At 51.2% G+C, this 20564-nt stretch carries 19 protein-coding genes and 1 riboswitch; of the genes, 7 read left to right on the top strand and 12 right to left on the bottom strand.

Annotated features, from left to right (window positions below):
• Window positions 1-2 precede the first annotated feature (2 nt).
• From yqiA to nudF, 4 genes are read right to left on the bottom strand one after another with little or no spacing between them, the layout of a single operon-like run.
• Window positions 3-584: an esterase YqiA gene (yqiA, locus tag J1C60_RS02975; protein ID WP_128178491.1), complete on the bottom strand. Its 582-nt coding sequence runs from the start codon at window positions 582-584 to the stop codon at window positions 3-5.
• Window positions 585-587: 3 nt separating this feature from the next.
• Window positions 588-1415 (bottom strand): 3',5'-cyclic-AMP phosphodiesterase, encoded by an 828-nt coding sequence (gene cpdA, locus J1C60_RS02970; RefSeq protein ID WP_128178492.1) that lies wholly within the window; start codon window positions 1413-1415, stop codon window positions 588-590.
• Window positions 1416-1459: 44 nt separating this feature from the next.
• A complete protein-coding gene (locus J1C60_RS02965; RefSeq protein ID WP_128178493.1) occupies window positions 1460-1885 on the bottom strand; it encodes a DUF1249 family protein in 426 nt (141 codons plus the stop codon).
• Window positions 1882-2517 carry an ADP-ribose diphosphatase gene (gene nudF, locus J1C60_RS02960; RefSeq protein WP_128178494.1) on the bottom strand — a complete coding sequence of 212 codons (636 nt, stop codon included), beginning with the start codon at window positions 2515-2517 and terminating at the stop codon, window positions 1882-1884. Before nudF ends, J1C60_RS02965 begins: the two co-directional genes overlap by 4 nt.
• A gap of 215 nt (window positions 2518-2732) precedes the next feature.
• Here nudF and tolC point away from each other — a divergent pair, with 215 nt between their 5' ends.
• The 3 genes from tolC (at window position 2733) to J1C60_RS02945 (ending at window position 6278) form a co-directional block, all read left to right on the top strand.
• Complete coding sequence (tolC, locus tag J1C60_RS02955; protein ID WP_128178495.1) at window positions 2733-4238, top strand: outer membrane channel protein TolC; 1506 nt, start codon at window positions 2733-2735, stop codon at window positions 4236-4238.
• A gap of 197 nt (window positions 4239-4435) precedes the next feature.
• Entirely contained in the window at window positions 4436-5110 is a 675-nt protein-coding gene (locus tag J1C60_RS02950; RefSeq protein ID WP_128178496.1) for a DUF1190 family protein, read from the top strand.
• Between the two features lie 7 nt (window positions 5111-5117).
• Window positions 5118-6278: a glutathionylspermidine synthase family protein gene (locus J1C60_RS02945; RefSeq protein ID WP_128178497.1), complete on the top strand. Its 1161-nt coding sequence runs from the start codon at window positions 5118-5120 to the stop codon at window positions 6276-6278.
• 37 nt (window positions 6279-6315) lie between these two features.
• Here the strand turns inward: J1C60_RS02945 and ygiD are convergent, their stop codons facing one another.
• Together ygiD and ribB are read right to left on the bottom strand one after the other, a co-directional pair.
• Window positions 6316-7125, bottom strand: a complete 810-nt coding sequence (gene ygiD, locus J1C60_RS02940; protein WP_128178498.1) for a 4,5-DOPA-extradiol-dioxygenase — start codon at window positions 7123-7125, stop codon at window positions 6316-6318.
• A 159-nt stretch (window positions 7126-7284) separates the two neighbouring features.
• Entirely contained in the window at window positions 7285-7941 is a 657-nt protein-coding gene (gene ribB / locus J1C60_RS02935; protein WP_128178499.1) for a 3,4-dihydroxy-2-butanone-4-phosphate synthase, read from the bottom strand.
• Between the two features lie 109 nt (window positions 7942-8050).
• Window positions 8051-8202, bottom strand: a riboswitch (FMN riboswitch).
• Window positions 8203-8444: 242 nt separating this feature from the next.
• On the opposite strand from ribB, the gene ubiK reads away from it, so the two are divergent.
• Window positions 8445-8726 carry a ubiquinone biosynthesis accessory factor UbiK gene (ubiK, locus tag J1C60_RS02930; protein ID WP_128178500.1) on the top strand — a complete coding sequence of 94 codons (282 nt, stop codon included), beginning with the start codon at window positions 8445-8447 and terminating at the stop codon, window positions 8724-8726.
• Between the two features lie 54 nt (window positions 8727-8780).
• On the opposite strand, the gene hldE is transcribed toward ubiK, so the two are convergent.
• The 3 genes from hldE to J1C60_RS02915 all read right to left on the bottom strand — a co-directional run bounded on the left by hldE (window position 8781) and on the right by J1C60_RS02915 (window position 14632).
• A complete protein-coding gene (gene hldE / locus J1C60_RS02925; RefSeq protein ID WP_128178501.1) occupies window positions 8781-10211 on the bottom strand; it encodes a bifunctional D-glycero-beta-D-manno-heptose-7-phosphate kinase/D-glycero-beta-D-manno-heptose 1-phosphate adenylyltransferase HldE in 1431 nt (476 codons plus the stop codon).
• 84 nt (window positions 10212-10295) lie between these two features.
• The gene (glnE, locus tag J1C60_RS02920) at window positions 10296-13142 is read right to left on the bottom strand and encodes a bifunctional [glutamate--ammonia ligase]-adenylyl-L-tyrosine phosphorylase/[glutamate--ammonia-ligase] adenylyltransferase (protein ID WP_128178502.1); all 2847 of its coding nucleotides are present in this window, start codon (window positions 13140-13142) and stop codon (window positions 10296-10298) included.
• A gap of 164 nt (window positions 13143-13306) precedes the next feature.
• Window positions 13307-14632: a CYTH domain-containing protein gene (locus J1C60_RS02915; RefSeq protein WP_128178503.1), complete on the bottom strand. Its 1326-nt coding sequence runs from the start codon at window positions 14630-14632 to the stop codon at window positions 13307-13309.
• A gap of 387 nt (window positions 14633-15019) precedes the next feature.
• On the opposite strand from J1C60_RS02915, the gene J1C60_RS02910 reads away from it, so the two are divergent.
• Entirely contained in the window at window positions 15020-15640 is a 621-nt protein-coding gene (locus J1C60_RS02910) for a TIGR04211 family SH3 domain-containing protein (protein WP_128178504.1), read from the top strand.
• 205 nt (window positions 15641-15845) lie between these two features.
• Complete coding sequence (locus tag J1C60_RS02905) at window positions 15846-17087, top strand: multifunctional CCA addition/repair protein (RefSeq protein ID WP_128178505.1); 1242 nt, start codon at window positions 15846-15848, stop codon at window positions 17085-17087.
• A gap of 8 nt (window positions 17088-17095) precedes the next feature.
• Here the strand turns inward: J1C60_RS02905 and bacA are convergent, their stop codons facing one another.
• Together bacA and folB are read right to left on the bottom strand one after the other, a co-directional pair.
• On the bottom strand, window positions 17096-17914 hold the full coding sequence (gene bacA, locus J1C60_RS02900; protein ID WP_128178506.1) for an undecaprenyl-diphosphate phosphatase: 819 nt from the start codon (window positions 17912-17914) through the stop codon (window positions 17096-17098).
• Window positions 17915-18202: 288 nt separating this feature from the next.
• Complete coding sequence (gene folB / locus J1C60_RS02895; RefSeq protein ID WP_128178507.1) at window positions 18203-18562, bottom strand: bifunctional dihydroneopterin aldolase/7,8-dihydroneopterin epimerase; 360 nt, start codon at window positions 18560-18562, stop codon at window positions 18203-18205.
• A gap of 107 nt (window positions 18563-18669) precedes the next feature.
• Between folB and plsY the strand changes: the two genes are divergently transcribed.
• Entirely contained in the window at window positions 18670-19275 is a 606-nt protein-coding gene (gene plsY, locus J1C60_RS02890; protein ID WP_128178508.1) for a glycerol-3-phosphate 1-O-acyltransferase PlsY, read from the top strand.
• A gap of 26 nt (window positions 19276-19301) precedes the next feature.
• On the opposite strand, the gene tsaD is transcribed toward plsY, so the two are convergent.
• Window positions 19302-20315, bottom strand: a complete 1014-nt coding sequence (gene tsaD / locus J1C60_RS02885) for a tRNA (adenosine(37)-N6)-threonylcarbamoyltransferase complex transferase subunit TsaD (protein ID WP_128178509.1) — start codon at window positions 20313-20315, stop codon at window positions 19302-19304.
• Between the last annotated feature and the right edge of the window lie 249 nt (window positions 20316-20564).

Raw genomic sequence — 20564 nt, 5'->3', positions numbered from 1 at the left:
CCTTATGCGTGATTCAGGCCAATAAAGTCGAGAATCTGCGAGAAATGACGTTCGAATCCGATAAAGGCATGGTTTCCGCCCTCTTCTATCGTTTGTCGGCAGGAGCTGTAATAGTCTAATGCCTGGCGATAATCGAGCACTTCATCACCCGTTTGTAGCAGTAACCAGATAAGGTCCGGCGACTCAAGCGGGTCAATCTGCATGACTTTCATATCGTAAATGTGGCGTGACTCTAACACATATTGTTGGCCGGTGTATGGGTTCTCGTTTCTTCCCAAATAGTCCAACAGTAGCTCAAAGGGGCGCACGGATGGGTTCACAACAACAGCGGGCAGCGTAAAACACTGCGATAACCAAGTGGCATAATAGCCCCCCAATGAGGAACCGACGATGCCTAATGGCTCGCCCGCTCGCGCCATTACCAGGTTCTCCAGTAGCGCTGCCGCATCGGCGGGAAAGGCCGGTAACTGAGGCGTTAACATCTCTATCTTCGGGTAGTACTCCTCCAGCCATTGCCGCAATTGTAAGGCTTTAGCCGATTGAGAAGAGCTGTTGAAACCGTGAAGATAGAGCAGTGTTGCCATCGTTTAATAACCCTCGGAGTCCAGATCGGGACTAAAATGCTGGGTTTGTAGACGATGTACCTGTGTTTCAACTCGCCCCTCTTCAAACAGATCAAAACTTCGCCAGCCCGGAGCGAGAGAGTCAATGGTAAAGTTTGTGCAATGGGGTTTGAACTGAACACAGGTTGAAGGCGTAGCCAGTATGCGACGTCCGTTCCAGTGCAGGTCGAGGTCCTGATGAATATGACCGCAAACCAGGGTAGTCGCTAGCGGATACTTTTGCAGTATCGCATCAAGTGCATGAGGATTACGCAAACTGTGTTGGTCGAGCCAGTTGCATCCCGATGGCAGCGGATGATGATGCAACAATACCAACGTATGACGCTGCGGGTAGAGGCTCAGCGTATTTTCCAACCATTCGAGTTGATAATCACTGAGCATGCCGTGTGGCACACCAAAGACCTGGCTATCCAACAGCACGACTTGCCAGTGTTCACCGAGCAAGACATGTTTAGCATCGGCAATGTCGGCCTCAGCCAGCGTGCTGAACATCGCAGGCTGAAAGTCATGATTGCCCGGTAGCCAGACGCAAGGGGCCGACAGACGCGCAATACCCTCAGCGAAGTGCTGATAGGCCTCGACGGTATGGTCCTGGGCCAGATCGCCCGTTGCAACGATCAAATCGTAATGACACCGTTCCGCCTGAATGGCTTCAAGCACCGCATCATAACTAGCCCAGGTATTCACACCCAGCAGCGTTTCATTTTTACCTGCAAAAAGGTGGGTATCCGTGATTTGTAAGATCCTGATTTTGGCCCCGCTCGCCACAGGAATTTTTAACAGGCTGTTCAAAGAGTATCCTTAGTCTCCACGCCATTTCAGCTTTTTCAACGCCGTTAACAGACTGGAACGGCCATCACGCCGTGCGCTAAACAGTAACGCAGCCAATCAGTAAGGAACTGGTTAATCTGATGCTTTTCGTCGCGTTGGTGCAACTTTTTATTCGGGTAATCATAGCGTGCTTTAAAGCGAAAGATCTGCTGCGTCGAACACACTTCCGCGACCATCGCATCGTGATAAAGTCTCACAGACATTGAAGGCAGGCTCCAGTAGCTCACGGCTGGCGCGGTTTGCTTAATCTCGACTAACGTGGTGTAACGCGTCGATTCCAGAATGGTTATGCTGTAACGGGCGCCGTTAACCTGATAAGTCACCGATTCTCCCGCTTCATCATTACGCGGCAGTAAGCGACGCAGCTGTGCAAAATTAGTTTCGCACAAACGCATCATTTCGGGAAAGTCAGGGGTATAGCGCTTGGTCATTTGGAATTCCACTCTTCTCGTAATTTTTCATGGTGCAACGCAAGCCATTGCAGAGCGATGACAGACGCCGCATTATCGATTCTCCCCTCTTCCACCCACTGATAAGCCTGTTCACGGCTAACCACATGGACAAGAATATCCTCATTCTCTTCCTCCAGACCGTGGCTTCCCTCTGCCACACTGGCATCCACTTCTCCCACCATAATGGATAAGCGTTCGCTGGTTCCACCAGGGCTGGCAAGATAATTCATCACGGGTTTCAGCCGATTGACGTTTAACCCTGCCTCTTCCATCGCTTCACGACGACAAACATCTTCGACGCTTTCACCCGGTTCGATAATGCCGGCAACCAACTCTATCAACCATGGCGTGGAGCTGCTATCAAACGCCGCAATACGGATTTGTTCAATCAGGACGACTTCATCACGTAAGGGATCATAAGGTAGCAGGACTGCTGCATGTCCGCGCTCAAAAATCTCACGCGTAACTTCGTTACTCATTGCGCCACTAAACAGACGATGGCGAAAACGATAACGTACTAAAGAAAAAAAACCCTGATAAAGTGATTCGCGTGCAATAATTTCTACATCGTTTTTAGTGAAAGTCACCGGGAATTTTTTACTGCTGGCCATCGTAACCTTTCCTCTGCAAATTGGGGGCAAAATTGACGATATCAAATTTCAATTCCGCTGAAGTATGGTTCTTTCTGAATTAATTACGTAAATTAGGCGGAGATGGCACGTTAAGCCAACGTCGTCTAACAGTAGATTCTGCTAAAATCAGCGATTATTTTTTTGGCTTATGTCAGCGCTACCACAGTCATATTGCTGCACAACAAGGAATGCAAATGAAGAAACTGCTCCCACTACTTATCGGCCTAAGCCTGGGCGGCTTCAGCGTCGCAAGTCAGGCAGAGAACCTGCTGCAAGTTTACCAGCAGGCGCGGACGACTAACCCCGACCTTCGTAGCTCTGCAGCCGATCGTGATGCTGCTTTTGAGAAAATCAATGAAGCTCGCAGCCCATTGCTGCCTCAGCTCGGTTTAGGGGCTGATTATACCTATAATAACGGTTACCGCGACGCGAGCGGCGTGCATTCCAACACGACCAGCGGTTCACTGCAACTGACTCAAACCATCTTCGATATGTCGAAATGGCGGGCGTTAACGCTACAGGAAAAAGCGGCTGGCATTCAGGATGTCACCTACCAGACTGCGCAGCAATCTCTCATACTGGACACCGCAACCGCTTATTTTAATGTGCTAAGGGCGATTGACTCGCTTTCCTTTACTGAAGCACAGAAACAATCGATCTATCGTCAATTAGATCAAACCACCCAGCGTTTCAACGTGGGCCTGGTAGCGATTACTGACGTACAAAACGCGCGTGCACAATATGATAGCGTATTAGCTAACGAAGTTTCTGCACGCAATAACCTGGATAATGCGGTAGAGACGCTGCGCCAGGTAACGGGTAACTATTATCCTACGCTGGCATCACTCAATATCGATCGTTTCCAGACGGATAAACCTCAGGCGGTAACTGCGCTGCTGAAAGAGGCGGAAAGCCGTAACCTGAATTTATTATCTGCACGTTTATCCCAGGATCTGGCTCGTGAGCAGATTCGCTCAGCGGAAACGGGTCATATGCCGACGCTGGACTTAACGGCATCTACCGGCTTGTCTAACAGCAGATTTGGCGGTAGCCGCGCGAACCAATCCAGTTCAAACTCCGATAATATTGCAGGTAGCAACCAGGTTGGCTTAAGTTTCTCGCTGCCGATATACAGCGGCGGTGCGGTGAGCTCCCAGGTTAAGCAAGCGCAGTACGCCTTTGTCAGCGCCAGCGAGCAATTGGAAAGCGCACATCGCTCTGCAGTGCAGACCGTCCGATCTTCATTTAATAACGTTAATGCCTCTATCAGCAGCATTAACGCATTCAAACAGGCCGTGGTTTCTGCACAGAGTTCACTGGATGCATCAGAAGCGGGTTATCAGGTTGGTACACGCACCATCGTCGATGTACTGGACGCGACTACGACTTTGTACAATGCGAAGCAGCAGTTATCTGATGCCCGATATAACTACCTGATTAATGAACTGAATATTAAATCAGCGTTGGGTACTCTGAACGAGCAGGATTTAGCCTCTCTGAATAATCGCTTGGGCAAAGATATTCCCACCACCCCAGAGGCAGTTGCACCAGAAAATGCACAGCAGAATGCACAAGCCAATCAGGATGCAATGATGACGGGTGCGTCGCCTTCACAGCCAGATGCGACGCCAGCAGCGGCAACACGCATTTCCACTCCTGCCCCTGCCAACAACAGCGGTCGTAACCCGTTCTCTAATTAGAGCCGGTCGCATCCCCGGGAGCGCAGAAAACTACGTGACCGGGGCAAGCGAAGGCGGCCAACAAAGTGACAGTCTGAAAGATGCAGGAGATAAACGTATAACTACGTAAAGATCCCCTTATCATCGGCCTCCATCGCTTCAAATTTCACCACGCTTCACCTATTCTATGCCTACCTCTGGGCACAGGACAGATTGCTATGAAACGGACTAAATATATTAATTACGCATCCTTTCGCAAGAATTGGAGCGCACGTCATTTAACGCCAGTTGCTTTGGCCGTTACCGCTGTATTTATGCTGGCTGGCTGTGAGCAGTCAGATGAAACTGTATCAATGTACCAAAATGCCGACGATTGCTCTAAAGCTAACCCGGACCAAAGTGCACAATGTACTACCGCTTATAATAACGCATTGAAAGAAGCTGAAAAAACTGCACCGAAATACGCAACGCGTGAAGATTGCGTTGCCGAATTTGGTGAAAACCAGTGCCAACAAACTCCAGCTCAGGCGGGTATTGGTACAGGTAATAATGCTGAAGCTCAGCAAAGCAGCGGCAGCTTCTGGATGCCATTGATGGCTGGCTATATGATGGGCCGTATGATGGGGGGAGGAGCTGGTTTTGCTCAGCAACCGCTGTTCACTTCTAAAAACCCGGCAAGCCCGGCTAATGGCAAATTTGTTGACGCTTCTGGCCGCAACTACGGTAATGCAACATCTGGCCGCAGCGTAACGGTGCCTAAAACAGCACTGGCACCAAAACCGATGACGACCAGCACCGTGACGCGCGGCGGCTTTGGTGACAGCGTAGCGAAGCAGAGCAGCATGCAAAGAAGCAGTGCGACTTCAGGCTCCAGCCGCTCTTTCGGAGGCTAACCGCCTGATGAAACGCATTGCTATTTCTGAGCGTCCAGGCTGGCGTGAAAAAGCCACTGAATTCGGCTTTCGTTTTCATACCATGCACGGTGAACCCTACTGGTGTGAAGATGCTTATTATCAATTTACGCTACCGCAAATTGATTATCTGGAAGAGACTACCAGCGAGCTGCATCAAATGTGTTTGCAGGTGGTAGAAAAAGTGGTTAACAGTGAAGCGCTGTTAACCAAATTTCGCATACCTAAGCACACCTGGGAGTTCGTGCGGCAATCGTGGAAAACCAGCCAGCCTTCACTCTATTCACGCCTGGACCTGGCCTGGGATGGCCAGGGGGATGCCAAGCTGCTGGAGAATAACGCGGATACGCCCACCTCTCTGTATGAAGCTGCATTCTTTCAATGGATCTGGCTGGAAGACCAGCTAAATTCAGGCCTGCTCCCCACAGGGAGCGACCAGTTTAATAGTTTGCAGGAAAAACTCATTGAGCGTTTCCGCGTACTGCATCAACAACACGGCTTTAGCTGGCTGCATTTTTCTTGCTGCCGCGATACCGACGAAGATCGCGGTACCGTACAGTATTTGCAGGACTGTGCGACGGAGGCCGGGCTACCGAGTGAGTTTCTGTTTATTGATGAAATTGGCTTAGGAGAAAAGGGGCAATTTACCGACGTCCACGACCAGGTCATCGGCAACCTGTTTAAACTCTATCCGTGGGAGTTTATGCTGCGTGAGGTCTTCTCCACCAAGCTGGAAGACGCGGGCGTACGTTGGCTGGAGCCGGCCTGGAAAAGCATCCTTTCCAATAAGGCACTGCTGCCGCTGTTGTGGCAGATGTTCCCTGATCATCCTAATTTGCTTCCGGCTTACTTTGCTGAAGATGATGTGCCGCCAATGGATAAATATGTGGTGAAGCCTCTATTCTCCCGCGAAGGAGCCAATATTCATATCGTGGAAAACGGTCAGGAAATCGCACGTGTTGACGGCCCTTACGGGGAAGAAGGCATGATTGTTCAGCAATTCCATCCCCTGCCTAAGTTTGGTGATAGTTATACCTTAATCGGCAGTTGGTTGATCGACGATCAACCAGCCGGAATCGGGCTGCGAGAAGATCGTGATTTGATTACCCAGGATCTTTCCCGTTTTTATCCGCACGCGTTTATAGAATAACCCCACGAAGGGAAGCCCTTTCCCTTCGTCACATGGCCTATGGATGGGCCGAACGCGATATGTCGCCAACCAGCACCGACAGCATACTGATTGATGCCATTTCAATCCCATCAACAGCAACAGACACGGCCTCATCTTCTGCCCTGGCACCCAGAATATACAGCAGAGGAAGAAAGTGCTCCGGTGTAGGGTTCGATAACGCGGCACCTTCATGGCGCATAAAGTTTACCAGAGGGTGATCTGCTGTTGGCCCTTGCCAATCAATGTTGTCACGCACGTACTGATTAAATGCGGTCGCCCACGGCCATGCTTCAGTCTCACCTTGTCTGCGTAACATGCGCAAATTGTGGACCACATTACCACTAGCAACAATCATCACGCCCTGTTCACGCAGAACCGCCAGCTTCCGGCCCAACTCAAAATGCCAACTCGGGGGTTTAGTACCATCAATGCTGAGTTGGACGACCGGTATATTTGCTTCCGGATACATTTTGATTAGCACTCCCCACGCACCATGATCCAGTCCCCAATCGCCATCGAGCTGCACATCTATTGGCGATAATATTTTAGCGATCTGGCTGGCCAGCTCTGGCGAACCTGCTGCCGGATAGCGGGTATCAAAAAGTGCCTGGGGGAACCCACCAAAATCATGAATCGTACGGGGAGCGTCCATCGCGGTGACTGCCGTTCCGGGGGTATACCAATGCGCGGAAACGGCCACTATCGCTTTAGGTTCCGGACATTTTTCACCCAGCCGACGCCAGCTTTTAGTATAGGTGTTTTCTTCCAGAACATTCATTGGGCTGCCGTGACCCAGGAAAAGAGCCGGCATACGAGTTTGAAGCATGGTTATCCCCGGAAAGCGTCATTGTCTTAGTGATGGCTACAGTACGCGTTTTATCGGCAGGATGAACTCGGATAACGGTGATGATGATCGTCAATAAATTTGATTATTTGAAGCGGGGGAAAGGACTCAGGCCGGAAACGGTAACCGGCCTGCTCAGTATCAGCTTGCCTGACGCGTTTCGTGCTGATTGCGATAAGCGACTAAATCCTCAATTGTCACAACCGGCATTTGGTGCTGTTTAGCGAAGGCAACCGCCTCTGGCGCATGCGCCATGGTGCCATCATCGTTAGTCAGCTCACACAGCACGCCTGCGGGTTTGAAACCTGCCAGCGTCACTAAATCGATTGTTGCTTCCGTGTGGCCCCCACGCGTCAGTACACCACCTTCACGGGCAAGCAGCGGGAAAACATGGCCGGGGCGATGCAGATCGGCAGGCTTCGCATTGTCGGCAATTGCAGCGCGGATAGTAGTCAGGCGATCGGAGGCAGAAACGCCGGTGGTCACACCTTCTGCGGCTTCAATCGTTACGGTAAAACCGGTGCCAAAAGCGCTGGTGTTATTCTCCACCATCATGGGTAATTCAAGCTGTTGGCGGCGCGCCTCATTCAGGCAGAGACACACTATCCCACTGCCGTGGCGGATTGTCAGCGCCATCTGCTCCACGGTCATGGTTTCCGCAGCGAAGATCATATCACCTTCATTTTCACGATCTTCATCGTCCAGCACCATCACACCGCGTCCTTCGCGTAATGCGGCAATTGCACAAGTAACACGCTGTTCCGGCGTGCCAAATTCAGAAAGTAGCGTCTGATTCATGGTAAATAAACCTTATCAAATATATGGGTTACCAGAACCAGGGCGATCTTGAGGAGTGTCATGAAGTGACAAAAAGATAACGCGAGGCGGGCTCACACCCGACAAGAACCGTTACTCTCTCCCATCCGGACTTTAACCGTCGGCCCCGGAATTACACCGGATCTGCTGACCTTCAGACTTTACGTTCTGAAGCGCTCGCGGGCTTTCAGCTATTGCTGATTTACCGCCGGTGGGGAATTTCGCCCCGCCCTGAGAATAAGCGAACTTACTATAACGCCAATAAAAAGGCAGAGCAATGAACAAAAAGTGCAAATGATTGGCTTGATGCCTGCTGGGCCAGGAAGGGGCTTGCCTCGCCTGAGATGCCAATCTGATAATCTGGTTAACATAGCGATAGTCCGTGGTGTTGCAGGGATAAATTGAGGCACCCTCGTTTTCAGGTTTATCCTTTTGGCTCCAGGGATTACACTTAGCACATACTTGTTGCGACCAGGAATACCGCCATGATTGACCCAAAAAAAATTGAACAACTTGCACGTCAGGTTCATGAATCAATGCCGAAAGGCATTCGCGAGTTTGGTGATGACGTCGAGAAGAAAATCCGTCAGGTTTTACAGGCACAGTTAACCCGCATGGATTTGGTAAATCGTGAAGAGTTTGACGTTCAAACACAGGTACTGCTGCGTACCCGTGAAAAACTGGCGGTGCTCGAGCAACGCCTCGCAGCACTGGAAAATGCAACCAACGCACCTGCCGATATAGCTAAAACAGAAGATCCGCAGTAACAAACACCGATCAATCAGAGACGTTCTACCGTCTCTGATTGATCGAGCCTGCCATCAGCTGTCACTAGCGCGAATGCTTCTAATGATATTCGTAGTGGAAATACCATCTTCAAAATTAAGCACGCGGACATCTCCGCCGTTAGCCCACACTTCTTTGCTTCCCGCGATCTCCTCAGGCTTATAGTCGCCGCCTTTAACCAGCAAATCGGGAAGAACATCAGCAATAAGACGCTGTGGGGTATCCTCTTCAAAAGGAACGACCCAGTCGACGGCCTCCAGAGCACCTAACACAATCATTCGGTTAATCAATGGATTGACCGGTCGGCCTTCGCCTTTTAATCGTTTAGTTGAGGCATCACTGTTAACAGCAACAATCAGACGGTCACCCAATTTACGCGCATTCGCCAGATAAGAGACATGGCCGGCGTGCAGGATATCAAAACAGCCATTAGTCATGACCACCTTCTCGCCACGCTTACGCGCTGATGCAACCGCCTCCTTCAGTTGAGCTTCATTCATCACGCCAAAACCGGTTTCCGGGCGGGCGCGAATCGCGTTCTCCAATTCAACGGTACTCACCGTTGATGTCCCAAGTTTACCCACCACCACGCCCGCTGCAGCGTTCGACAAGAAACAGGCATCTTCCAGTGAGTTACCCGCTGCCAAAGCCGCGGCCAGCACGCCAATGACCGTATCACCCGCCCCGGTAACGTCAAACACTTCCTGCGCCTGGGTTGGCAGATGCAAAGGTGTTTTACCCGGCTGTAGCAGAGTCATCCCATTTTCAGAACGCGTCACCAGCAGTGCAGATAACTCATAATCCGCCATCAGCTTCATGCCACGTTCTACAATCTGCGCTTCATCTTTGCATTTACCCACCACGGCTTCGAATTCAGAGAAATTCGGTGTCAATATTGTTGCGCCTCGATATCGCGCAAAATCAGTGCCTTTGGGATCGATTAACACCGGTACTTTCGCCGCGCGTGCCAGTTTGATCATCACTTCCACGGTGGAGAGTGCACCTTTAGCATAATCGGAAAGCACCAACGCGCCCATTTTAGGTAATGCAGCGGCAATACGCGCATGGAGAGGTTCAGGATCGATGCCTTCAAAACCCTCCTCAAAATCCAGCCGTATAAGCTGTTGATTACGAGAAAGAATACGAAGTTTCGTAATCGTTGGATGCGTGGGGACGCCGACAAAATCACACTGCACATTTACGCCGCTCAGGCTCTCACTTAACGCGCGCGCAGCATCATCAATGCCGGTCAGACCAATAAGGCGAGACTCGGCCCCCAGAGAGGCGATATTCATCGCAACGTTAGCAGCGCCACCCGGGCGTTCTTCAATATTATCCACTTTCACCACCGGAACCGGGGCTTCAGGAGAAATACGGCTGGTGGGGCCATACCAGTAACGATCCAACATGACATCACCCACAACCAGCACGCCTGCACGGTTAAAATCGGGCAGAGTTACTTTCATTCGACATACTCCAGACCACTGTAAAAATATTGCGCGGGATAGTAGCACACTTGTCGATGGCCTTAATCCCACCCTGCCAGGAAGTCAATTTTCTAATCCGCGTGCCCAGCTTTCGCTTACATATGTACGTGCGGCAATAAATGCATCATCCGCAACATGGCCGGGCAGTTCCTGTAAAGCCAGGTGATGCAGCTCATCACGTAGCATGACATAGGCTTGGGTTAGCGTTTTTGCTTCGTCATCTGCCATTTTGCCGTAGTTTGCCATCAGTTCAAGGATGCGTACATTGTCCGACCAGCGAGTGAGGCGCGGCTCTTCCGCCGCATAGCGCAACACAAGATATTGGGTAATGAACTCAATATCAGTGATGCCCCCCGCATCCGCTTTGATGTCCCAGCGCCCTTTATGCTTATTCCCCAGATGCGCCCGCATTTTCTCCCGCATTTGACGCACTTCGGTTTTCAACTGTTCGGTCTCACGCGGTAGACAGAGAATACCGCGGCGGATATGGTCAAAACGCTGCGTAAGCTCGGGTTCACCAAAAACAATACGCGCACGCACCAACGCCTGATGTTCCCAGGTCCACGCCTCATTACGTTGATAATCATCAAACGCCTCAAAGGTACTCACCAACATGCCTGCAGCACCGGATGGCCGTAGCCGGGCATCGACTTCATACAAAATACCTGAGGATGTGCGGGTACTGAACAGATGCATCACACGCTGCGCCAGTTTTAGATAGAACTGGCGTCCGTCAATGCTACGTTCGCCATCCGTTACCGCATCTGCCGGGCAATCATGTAAAAAAACCAGATCCAAATCAGAGCTGTAGCCTAATTCCCAGCCACCCAGTTTGCCATAACCTACAACGGCAAAACCTCGTTCATCATCACGGGTTAAGTGGCCGGGCTGGCCATAGCGTTGTACCATCATGTGCCACGCCTGCTGCACTACGGATTCAATAATGGCTTCTGCCAGCCAGGTTAAATGATCGCTGACCTTCATTACCGGCAATGTTCCGGCAATATCAGCCGCCGCAATACGCAGATGCTGCGCCTGTTTAAACTGCCGCAACGCCTCAAGCTGTTGCTCCTCATCATCTTCCGGAATCCGTAGCAGATACTGGCGAAGCTCATCACGATAAGCATCGGTTGCGGTAGCCTGATAGAGCGTAGCGGGATCGAGCAGTTCATCGAGTAATAGCGGATAACGCGCCAACTGGCTCGCCAGCATCGGTGATGCGGCGCACAAGCGGATTAAATGCTTAAGTGCACCGTGGTATTCAGTCAACAACTCCAGATAGGTCGTTCGCGTGACCACCCCCAGCAGGAGCGGCGTAATACGGCTAATCACGACCGCAGCATCCTCTCTGGGACAGACTTCGCTCAGCAGGCGCGGCATTAATTGGTCCAGCGCCTGACGACCACGTGGGCCGATGGTCCGCTTATCCACATCATGGTGAAAATCCGTAATGGCCCGCCAGAGACTTTGCCGACGCGCACTATCCAGATGCGGCACGAGCGGTGACAGCTCAGCTTCTTCCAGCTTATCCTGCCACAACACATCATAGTCGGCAGAGATTCTGTTCTCACCAATCTCTGGAGTATCATCGCCGATGAGTTCATCAAAAATAGCGCGCACGCACGCCATATGCGATTCAAGAACAACAAGCAGTTGTTCCCAGCGATCAAAGCCCATCGCCCAGGCTAAGCGCAGCCGATTCAGTTCATCGGCGGGCAGTGTCTGTGTTTGCTCGTCACCAATGCTTTGCAACAAATTTTCAAGACGACGGAGGAACAGATAAGCATCGTGCAGTTGATCAACCTGTACGGACGGCAGAAGGTTTAGTTCATTGATGGATTGCAGCGTTGGCAGAAGAGAACGCAGTTGCAACGCACGCTCACGGCCGCCGCGAATAAGCTGAAAAACCTGGACGATAAACTCAGTTTCACGGATCCCTCCCGCGCCCAGCTTTATATTATCGGTCAGTCCACGACGCCGCACTTCCCGTGCAATCATACCTTTCATATTACGCAGCGACTGAATAACGCTGAAATCGATATAACGACGAAAAACAAATGGCCGCAGCATCTGGCGCAATTCCTGGCTCCAGCGATCGTCATCGCCGCCCATTAAGCGGGCTTTCACCATGGCATAGCGTTCCCAGTCGCGCCCTTGCTCCTGATAATAGTCTTCCAGCGCAGCAAAACTGAGTACCAGCGGTCCACTGTCGCCAAACGGCCGCAGCCGCATGTCGACACGATAGACAAAGCCGTCGACGGTCGGTTGATCCAGCACTTTAATGAGCCGCTGCCCCAGCCGCGTGAAGAACTGCGCGTTATCTAACTCACGGCGTCCTCCACGTGTTGTGCCATTTTCTGGCCAGGAAAAAATCAAATCGATATCAGAAGAGAAATTTAACTCGCCTCCGCCTAACTTACCCATGCCTAAAATAAGCAGCGGCTGCGGTTCCCCCTCGTTGTTACACGGTGTGCCAAAGTCCTGGCAGCATGCCTGATAAAGCCAGTCACGCGCGGTCACGATGATCGTCTCGGCCAGCACGCTAAGTTGGTGTAAGGTGTCTTCGGTAGTGCTCAATGCCAGCGTTTGCATCCAGCCAATTCGCGTGAGCATATGACGTCGAAATAGCCTGAGCTCACGCATAAGCCCGCTTTCATCCTGGACGCTCACGAGTTTCTCATTCAGCCATTGGGCATAATACTGCCACTCATTCGCCAGTGGCGGCTGCTGCTGCAACTGAAGAAACCAATCCGGATGTTGCCCCAGGCTTTCAGTAATAAAATCACTAAATGCCAGCGCAGCCAGTTCCCCATCGCTGAGGGCATCACGCGTCAGATTCAGGCGTTCAGCCGCCTGAACTCCCTGCTCTTTCAGCAGTCCCGGCAGTGGCTGAGATAACAATGGCACCATAAACACTCCCTCAATCAACGTCTGAACTTCAGAATGCTATCCACCCTGCAGCGTATGCTCCGTTGACATCTCGCCGTTATACTTCACGCTGCAGGTTTATTCATTAAACTATTCAAATCGCTAACGGTTGTCAGATTCACTGACTTTTGTGATACATCCCAACGCTACTGTTCATCGGCACGCGCGTTAACGTTACCGTTTAGCCAGAACACCGGCTGCTTCATTGCCTGACGACAATATGTTTCCAGCCAGCCGCTTTGCTCGTCTCGAATCGCTTTCAGCAGTTGCTTCCAGGCACCAACCCATTCTTCAACCGCAGCGATATCGTAAGCACCCGCTAACAAATGTACGGCCAAAAGCTGGCGAGAGAGTCGGGTTGATTTGTCATGGTACTCGTTCAATTGGTGAACATTAGCGAAGGTTTCTTTTAAATCGGCAGCGATGCGGCCTAGCATAATATCGCAGAAACGTTTAAATGATCCCTGCAACTTAGCGTCAGCTTTGGCATCAATAAACTGGCGCCAGCGCTCCGTCGCCAACCAGTTAGTGAGTGCTAACTGGGTATCAAGCCACAAGGCGCTATAACACGTCACATCCGCATCCAGATTCTCTTCCAGCAACGCGTCTTCCAGTTCGGTCAGCTTTTGACGCAGTAGGCTGCTGGCCTTACGTGGAACAAATGCGCCAAACAGTGAAAAAGCCTGGCGGAATGTTTCTAACGCTTCCCGCACCGAGAGCAGCGCATCCGTTTGACCGCGTAGCCAGAGCTCTTCATGGTATTGCCACTGGGTTAGAGCCAGCATAAATGCTGCACGCATGCCCTCTTCCACGGTAGCTTTTGACTTAACTCGCAGAATGGGTACCGGACGCGGTGCCTGCGGCGGCTTCCCTTGCGCAAGATAATAACCTCTCGCCGCTTTACTCAGGCTACCAAGCCGCAAGCCGCCCATCGAGGATAATGCATCGGCAAAAGCCAGCAAATCATCGCGTTCACCCTGCTTTAGCTCCAGCTCCACTTCGTATAAAGGTTCACTCAGGCCACGCGCCGAAATCTCGCCACGATCAAAAGCCACTTCGATTTCACTTTTTTGAAAACTCACCAGCCATTTTTCACGTTGAAAATGGGTGCTAAACAGTGCGCTAAGCCGCTGCTGTAACGCCTCAAGATCGCACGCTTTTGGCCAGACACTGGCGGGTAGCAAGCGAATATCTAATTCCGGCGTGGCTAAATCAACATTATATTCCGGCCGCTGGTGCAGCCCACCGATGGTTTGGCCCGCCGTTTTTAACGTCATTTCATAGCGCTCACCATAGCCCCGGATACGTAGCCCCATATCCCAACGCCGCAGTTGGCTATCTTCGGTTTCAAAATAGATATTGGTCAACGCAACAGCAGGAGTATGCTGATGGGGCCATAATGCGAGCTTTTCTGCCAGTTTTGCCGCAGCTTCTGGCTTTACAATGAACTTTAATTCGATTTCTATGGTCATAATTTTTTATTCAAAACCCACTGGCACATGTAACTGTTATATACCCTAAATAATTCGAGTTGCAGGGCAGTGACCGCCCTGTAAGTTCCCGGAAGCTTACTCAGGTAAGTGACTGACGCGTTAAATCTGTTCTTTGAGAGCAGTAACGCTATGCTGCGGCGCCCCCGGCAGAGTCGGGTAACCCGGTGACATTATCACCCTGCAGCTGGAAATATGACGGGTATGAGGAAGAGTAATGCAGAAAGCCTGCCGCTGTCCTGAATTTCTTGCGCTTTCATGTGTGTCCACGCATGAGCCCGAGACCAGGATAGTTCTCATTCAGATTTTTGCGAACCCTCTCCAGACTGTGCCCCTACTTTCCCGGATTTTATGCTAAAACGATATCGAATGAAGAAATCACATCTTATTGGCCTGACTTTGCTGGCTTTCAGCGTTACTGTTCCCGCCCACGCCGAAGAAAAGCGTTATATTTCCGATGAATTAACAACGTGGGTACGTAGCGGCCCGGGTAACGATTATCGTCTGATCGGCACGCTAAATGCAGGTGAAGAGGTCACCCTGCTGCAATCCAATAACAATACAAAATATGGTCAAATCCGTGATACCAGCGGACGTACCACCTGGATCCCACTAGCGCAATTAAGCGATCAGCCCAGCCTGCGAACCCGTGTTCCTGAATTAGAAAAGCAGGTACAGGATCTGACCAACAAGTTGGCAAATATTGATGGTAGTTGGAACCAACGTACGGCAGACATGCAGAAAAAAGTGGCAGGCAGTGACGGCGTCATTAACGGGCTTAAGGATGAAAATCAAAAGCTTAAAAATGAACTCATCGTTGCGCAGAAAAAAGTGAATGCCGCCAACGTACAACTGGATGACAAGCAACGCACCATTATTATGCAATGGTTTATGTACGGTGGGGGCGTAGCCGGAGTTGGCTTATTGCTGGGCCTTTTACTGCCACATATGATTCCCAGCAGGAAGAAAAAAGACCGTTGGATGAACTGATCAATCGGCGATAACCCGCGGTATTATTATCCGCCAATAGCGGTGACGCTATCACGTCTGGATGACCAGACGGTTGTGATCCAACCTCACAGGACATCTTCGGATGTCCTGTTTGCTGTGCCCGCAATTTTCCTGCTTTTGTGCGACAATTATGCTCATTGCCATAAATACCAAAATCGCGTTGTAGACGTAATGGAGATCTGTAGTGAAAAAATACCTCGTCGGCGGTGCGGTACGCGATGATTTGTTAAAGTTGCCCGTTAAAGATAAAGATTGGGTGGTGGTTGGTGCAACGCCGGAAGTCATGCTGAAACAAGGATATCAACAAGTCGGGCGTGACTTTCCTGTATTTATTCATCCACAAAGCCGCGAAGAGTATGCGCTGGCGCGTACCGAGCGTAAATCAGGCCAGGGATACACTGGCTTCGTCACCTGGTACGCGCCTGACGTCACGCTTGAGCAGGATCTGCAACGCCGCGATCTCACCATCAATGCGATTGCCCGCGATGAAAACGGCGCTTATATCGATCCCTACGGGGGACGTGACGATATCGAAAAACGTCTGTTGCGTCATATCTCCGATGCATTCAAAGAAGATCCGCTGCGGGTACTGCGCGTGGCCCGTTTCGCCGCCCGTTTTGCGCATCTGAATTTCCGCATTGCGGATGAAACCCTGGCGCTAATGCGCCATATGGCCGAAAGCGGTGAACTGGCACACTTAACCCCTGAGCGCGTCTGGAAAGAGACAGAAAATGCATTACAGTCCCGTAATCCCCACGTCTATTTCCAGGTTCTGCGCGACTGCCATGCGCTCGCCATTTTATTCCCGGAAATCGATAATCTTTACGGTGTCCCCGCGCCGATAAAGTGGCATCCGGAGATCGATACCGGCGTACATACCTTGATGACGCTCGCTATCGCAGCCCAACTCAGTCCTGAAATTGATGTCCGTTTCGCGACGTTATGCCACGATGTCGGAAAAGCATTAACGCCGGTGGAAAAATGGCCCAGCCATCCAGGACATGGCGCCGCCGGAGTCGCACTCGTTGAAGGGTTGTGCCAGCGGCTACGTGTGCCGAATGCAATACGCGATCTTGCTATGCTCGTCGCCGAATTTCACGACATGGTCCACACCATTGAGCAGCGTGCAGCAGAGAGTATCATCCAGCTGTTCGATCGCATTGATGCCTGGCGTAAACCACACCGCGTTGAGCAAATTGCATTGACCAGTGAAGCCGATGCGCGTGGACGCAGCGGACTTGAAGCGAAACCTTATCCGCAGGGTAATTACTTGCGCGAAGCCTTTCAGATTGCGGCCGACGTATCCAGTAAAAGCGTCGTGGAGGCAGGATTCAAAGGGCCCGCCGTTCGGGAGGAGTTATCGAAAAGACGTGTTCTTGCTATCGCCCTTTGGCAAGAAGCGCAGGGCCAGCAAAGCCAGCCCTGAGCAATTCATCAGATAAATACCATGTAAACCACCGCAGCAATGATAAAGCGGTAGATAGCAAAGGGAACAAACGAAATACGTTTGATGATGTGCAGGAAGGTTTTAATGGCGATCAGCGCCACGATAAAGGCGGTGATAAAGCCGACGGCAAACATGGGGAAATCCGCCATCGTCAAAAAGCCCATGCTCTTATAGAGATCGAGCACGGTGGCCCCCATCATCATTGGCACGGCCAGGATAAACGAAAACTCAGACGCAGCGTAACGGCTCACCCCCATTAGCATACCGCCGGAAATCGTCGCACCTGAGCGGGAAAAACCCGGCCACAATGCCAGACACTGAAAGCAACCAATCATAAACGCCTGGCGGTAGCTTATATCATCAATTCCGACCGCTTTTGGCTGTTTGGGTTTTAAGAACTCCGCTGCCAGCAGCAGGAAGCCGCCAACCACTAAGGCATATACCACGTTGATTGGATTAAACAGCGTTTTGATCTGGTCGTGAAATATCAGTCCTATCACCACCGCGGGGATCATGCCCAGTAAAACGTGGACCAGGGTAAGGTGCCCTTTTCCTGTCCCCTCGTGTTTGACTTGACCAAAATGAATACCGATCAAACCAAACAGACGCCGCCAAAACATTACAACTACGGCCAAAATCGATCCTAACTGAATCACGACTTCAAACGTTTCGGCTTTGTCGCCATCAAACCCCAACAGATGACCGACAATGATCATATGGCCGGTGGATGAGACCGGGAGAAACTCGGTTAGCCCCTCAACGATGCCCAGAATCGCGGCCACCCAAAGCTGATGAATATCTGCCATCAAATTTCCTCTACCCTCATAGATATCTCGTCAATAATTCGAGTTGCAGTAAGGTGCCCGGCGACCGATAAATCGATCGACCACGTTGTACAGCGCCTGCGCTGGCCCGTTAGGGTGAGCTCGCACAGGCAACACCAATACAGCTTGAAGTATGACGAGACTAAAACCACTAAAAAGGCGGTCGCGTGACACGTAACCGCCAGAAATTCATGCCAGCTCATTTTCCATCAGGCTGTATGACACACAATAATGTGGTTTGGTTTCATTGTGATGGCAATCACATTAGCCTTATTTCGGATTAGTCCCGCGCTCAATAATGACACCAACCTGCGCCGCATGTGCTACCGCTCCAGGTTTGCTGACTTTAATACGTACCCACGGCGAAGCGAAGCGCGACAGTAGCAGCGTTGCAATCTCCTCCGCAACCCGTTCAACCAGTGCAAATTTACCGTTGGCAACATGGGCAATAATGGCGTCAGCAACATCGGCATAGCTGAGACAGTCGTTGACATCATCACTGGCTGCCGCTTTGCGGTTATCCCACGCCATTTCGACATCGAACACCAGCTTCTGTTGAATGGTCTGTTCCCAGTCATAAACTCCAATGGTAGTAACAACGGCAAGCTGTTCAATAAATACGATATCCATGATGAGAATCTCTGTTTTTACGTTAGTCGGATACCACTTCACGTGGTTTATGCGTATTATCCACAGATGATGAGAACAAAACGACCCCTACGAAACGGAACGGTATTATGAGTGCTATCGCGCTTGGTATGATCATTTTCGCGTATCTGTGCGGCTCCATTTCCAGTGCGATTTTGGTATGCCGACTCACAGGTTTACCCGATCCCCGTCATAACGGTTCCGGTAATCCGGGTGCCACTAACGTGCTTCGTATTGGTGGGAAAGCAGCGGCAGCAATGGTGTTGCTGTTTGATGTGGTGAAAGGGATGCTGCCGGTCTGGCTGGCTTATGTTCTTGGCGTCTCGCCTATTTACCTTGGTATGACCGCAATTGCTGCCTGTTTAGGCCATATCTATCCGGTTTTCTTTCATTTCAAAGGTGGTAAAGGCGTTGCGACCGCGTTTGGAGCCATTGCGCCTATTGGCTGGGACCTGACCGGGCTGATGACCGGCACCTGGCTTCTTACCGTGTTGCTCAGCGGCTACTCTTCCTTGGGTGCGATTGTCAGCGCGCTGATTGCCCCCTTTTATGTTTGGTGGTTTAAGCCACAATTCACCTTTCCTGTGGCCATGCTCTCCTGCCTGATTTTGTTGCGTCATCACGACAACATTCAGCGTCTTTGGCGTGGGCAAGAAACAAAAATCTGGAAGAAGAAAAAGAAAAAATCCGCCTGAAGCGGATTTTTATCGTTGCCGTTACATCAAATAGCGGGAAGTTCCGCCAGTGGCCAGCGTGGCCGAACCGTAACGCTCAACTCACCGCAGCAGCCACCTTTCAGACGAATCATTCCGGCATAAGCGATCATCGCGCCATTGTCGGTGCAAAATTCCGGGCGGGCATAAAAGACTTCGCCACCGCGTGCCTGCATCATCTCAGCCAGTTTTGCACGTAATGTGCGATTTGCGCTCACACCACCAGCAATCACCAGCCGCTTGAAACCGGTATGTTCAAGCGCGCGTCGACACTTAATCGATAGCGTATCCACAACAGCATCTTCGAAAGCACGCGCGATATCAGCACGAGTTTGTTCGCTGTCGTCATTTTCACGAATGGTATTCGCCGCGAAAGTTTTTAATCCGGAAAAGCTAAAATCCATCCCGGGACGATCCGTCATTGGACGCGGAAAGATAAAACGGCCGATCGTGCCCTGCTGTGCCATTTTCGACAGCATCGGCCCACCAGGATAATCCAGCCCGAGTAGCTTGGCCGTTTTGTCGAAAGCTTCCCCGGCGGCATCGTCCACGGATTCACCCAATAAGTGGTATTCACCAATACCCGTTACGCTAATCAGTTGCGTATGTCCGCCGGATACCAGCAGCGCCACAAACGGAAAGTCCGGTGGGTTATCTTCCAGCATCGGCGCCAGCAGATGCCCTTCCATGTGATGAACCGGAACGGCAGGCACATCCCAGGCGAAGGCCAGCGAACGTCCGATGGTGGCTCCCACCAGCAATGCGCCCACCAGACCAGGACCGGCGGTATAAGCAACGCCATCAATATCCTGAGCGGTTAATCCGGCCTCTTTTAATGCGGCCTGAATCAGTGGCACCGTTTTACGGACGTGATCGCGCGAAGCGAGCTCCGGCACCACGCCGCCATAATCCGCATGAATTTTTACCTGGCTATAGAGCTGGTTGGCAAGTAAACCGGCCTCATCGTCATAAATCGCGATGCCGGTTTCATCGCAGGACGTTTCAATTCCCAGTACACGCATGACTTTTTCACCTCTTTCTCGCGGCGCGCAGTGTAGCATAATCGTGCGGTTGTCAGCGGCACTTTTGCACGCCAACCGGCGACCCGCCACGCAAGAAAAAATATTCCAACGCAGCAATATTGATTGATGTATAATCAGCGCCCTGAAAAAACTGGCAGCCGCGCATGCGCTTCTGTTGGTTTCGTTAGCTCATGGTGCTTTACAACGCAGGGTATGTTGGAGTAAAATTCCGCACCATTTTGAAATGAG

The organism is [Pantoea] beijingensis, assembly GCF_022647505.1.
GTDB classification, from domain to species: domain Bacteria; phylum Pseudomonadota; class Gammaproteobacteria; order Enterobacterales; family Enterobacteriaceae; genus Erwinia; species Erwinia beijingensis.
This window is presented reverse-complemented; position numbering and strand designations above follow the sequence as displayed.

Coding starts and splice junctions, on each gene's coding strand:
- yqiA (WP_128178491.1), bottom strand. CDS start 584: ATGGCAACACTGCTCTATCTTCACGGTTTCAACAGCTCTTCTCAATCG.
- J1C60_RS02965 (WP_128178493.1), bottom strand. CDS start 1,885: ATGACCAAGCGCTATACCCCTGACTTTCCCGAAATGATGCGTTTGTGC.
- nudF (WP_128178494.1), bottom strand. CDS start 2,517: ATGGCCAGCAGTAAAAAATTCCCGGTGACTTTCACTAAAAACGATGTA.
- tolC (WP_128178495.1), top strand. CDS start 2,733: ATGAAGAAACTGCTCCCACTACTTATCGGCCTAAGCCTGGGCGGCTTC.
- J1C60_RS02950 (WP_128178496.1), top strand. CDS start 4,436: ATGAAACGGACTAAATATATTAATTACGCATCCTTTCGCAAGAATTGG.
- J1C60_RS02945 (WP_128178497.1), top strand. CDS start 5,118: ATGAAACGCATTGCTATTTCTGAGCGTCCAGGCTGGCGTGAAAAAGCC.
- ygiD (WP_128178498.1), bottom strand. CDS start 7,125: ATGCTTCAAACTCGTATGCCGGCTCTTTTCCTGGGTCACGGCAGCCCA.
- ribB (WP_128178499.1), bottom strand. CDS start 7,941: ATGAATCAGACGCTACTTTCTGAATTTGGCACGCCGGAACAGCGTGTT.
- ubiK (WP_128178500.1), top strand. CDS start 8,445: ATGATTGACCCAAAAAAAATTGAACAACTTGCACGTCAGGTTCATGAA.
- hldE (WP_128178501.1), bottom strand. CDS start 10,211: ATGAAAGTAACTCTGCCCGATTTTAACCGTGCAGGCGTGCTGGTTGTG.
- glnE (WP_128178502.1), bottom strand. CDS start 13,142: ATGGTGCCATTGTTATCTCAGCCACTGCCGGGACTGCTGAAAGAGCAG.
- J1C60_RS02915 (WP_128178503.1), bottom strand. CDS start 14,632: ATGACCATAGAAATCGAATTAAAGTTCATTGTAAAGCCAGAAGCTGCG.
- J1C60_RS02910 (WP_128178504.1), top strand. CDS start 15,020: ATGAAGAAATCACATCTTATTGGCCTGACTTTGCTGGCTTTCAGCGTT.
- bacA (WP_128178506.1), bottom strand. CDS start 17,914: ATGGCAGATATTCATCAGCTTTGGGTGGCCGCGATTCTGGGCATCGTT.
- folB (WP_128178507.1), bottom strand. CDS start 18,562: ATGGATATCGTATTTATTGAACAGCTTGCCGTTGTTACTACCATTGGA.
- plsY (WP_128178508.1), top strand. CDS start 18,670: ATGAGTGCTATCGCGCTTGGTATGATCATTTTCGCGTATCTGTGCGGC.
- tsaD (WP_128178509.1), bottom strand. CDS start 20,315: ATGCGTGTACTGGGAATTGAAACGTCCTGCGATGAAACCGGCATCGCG.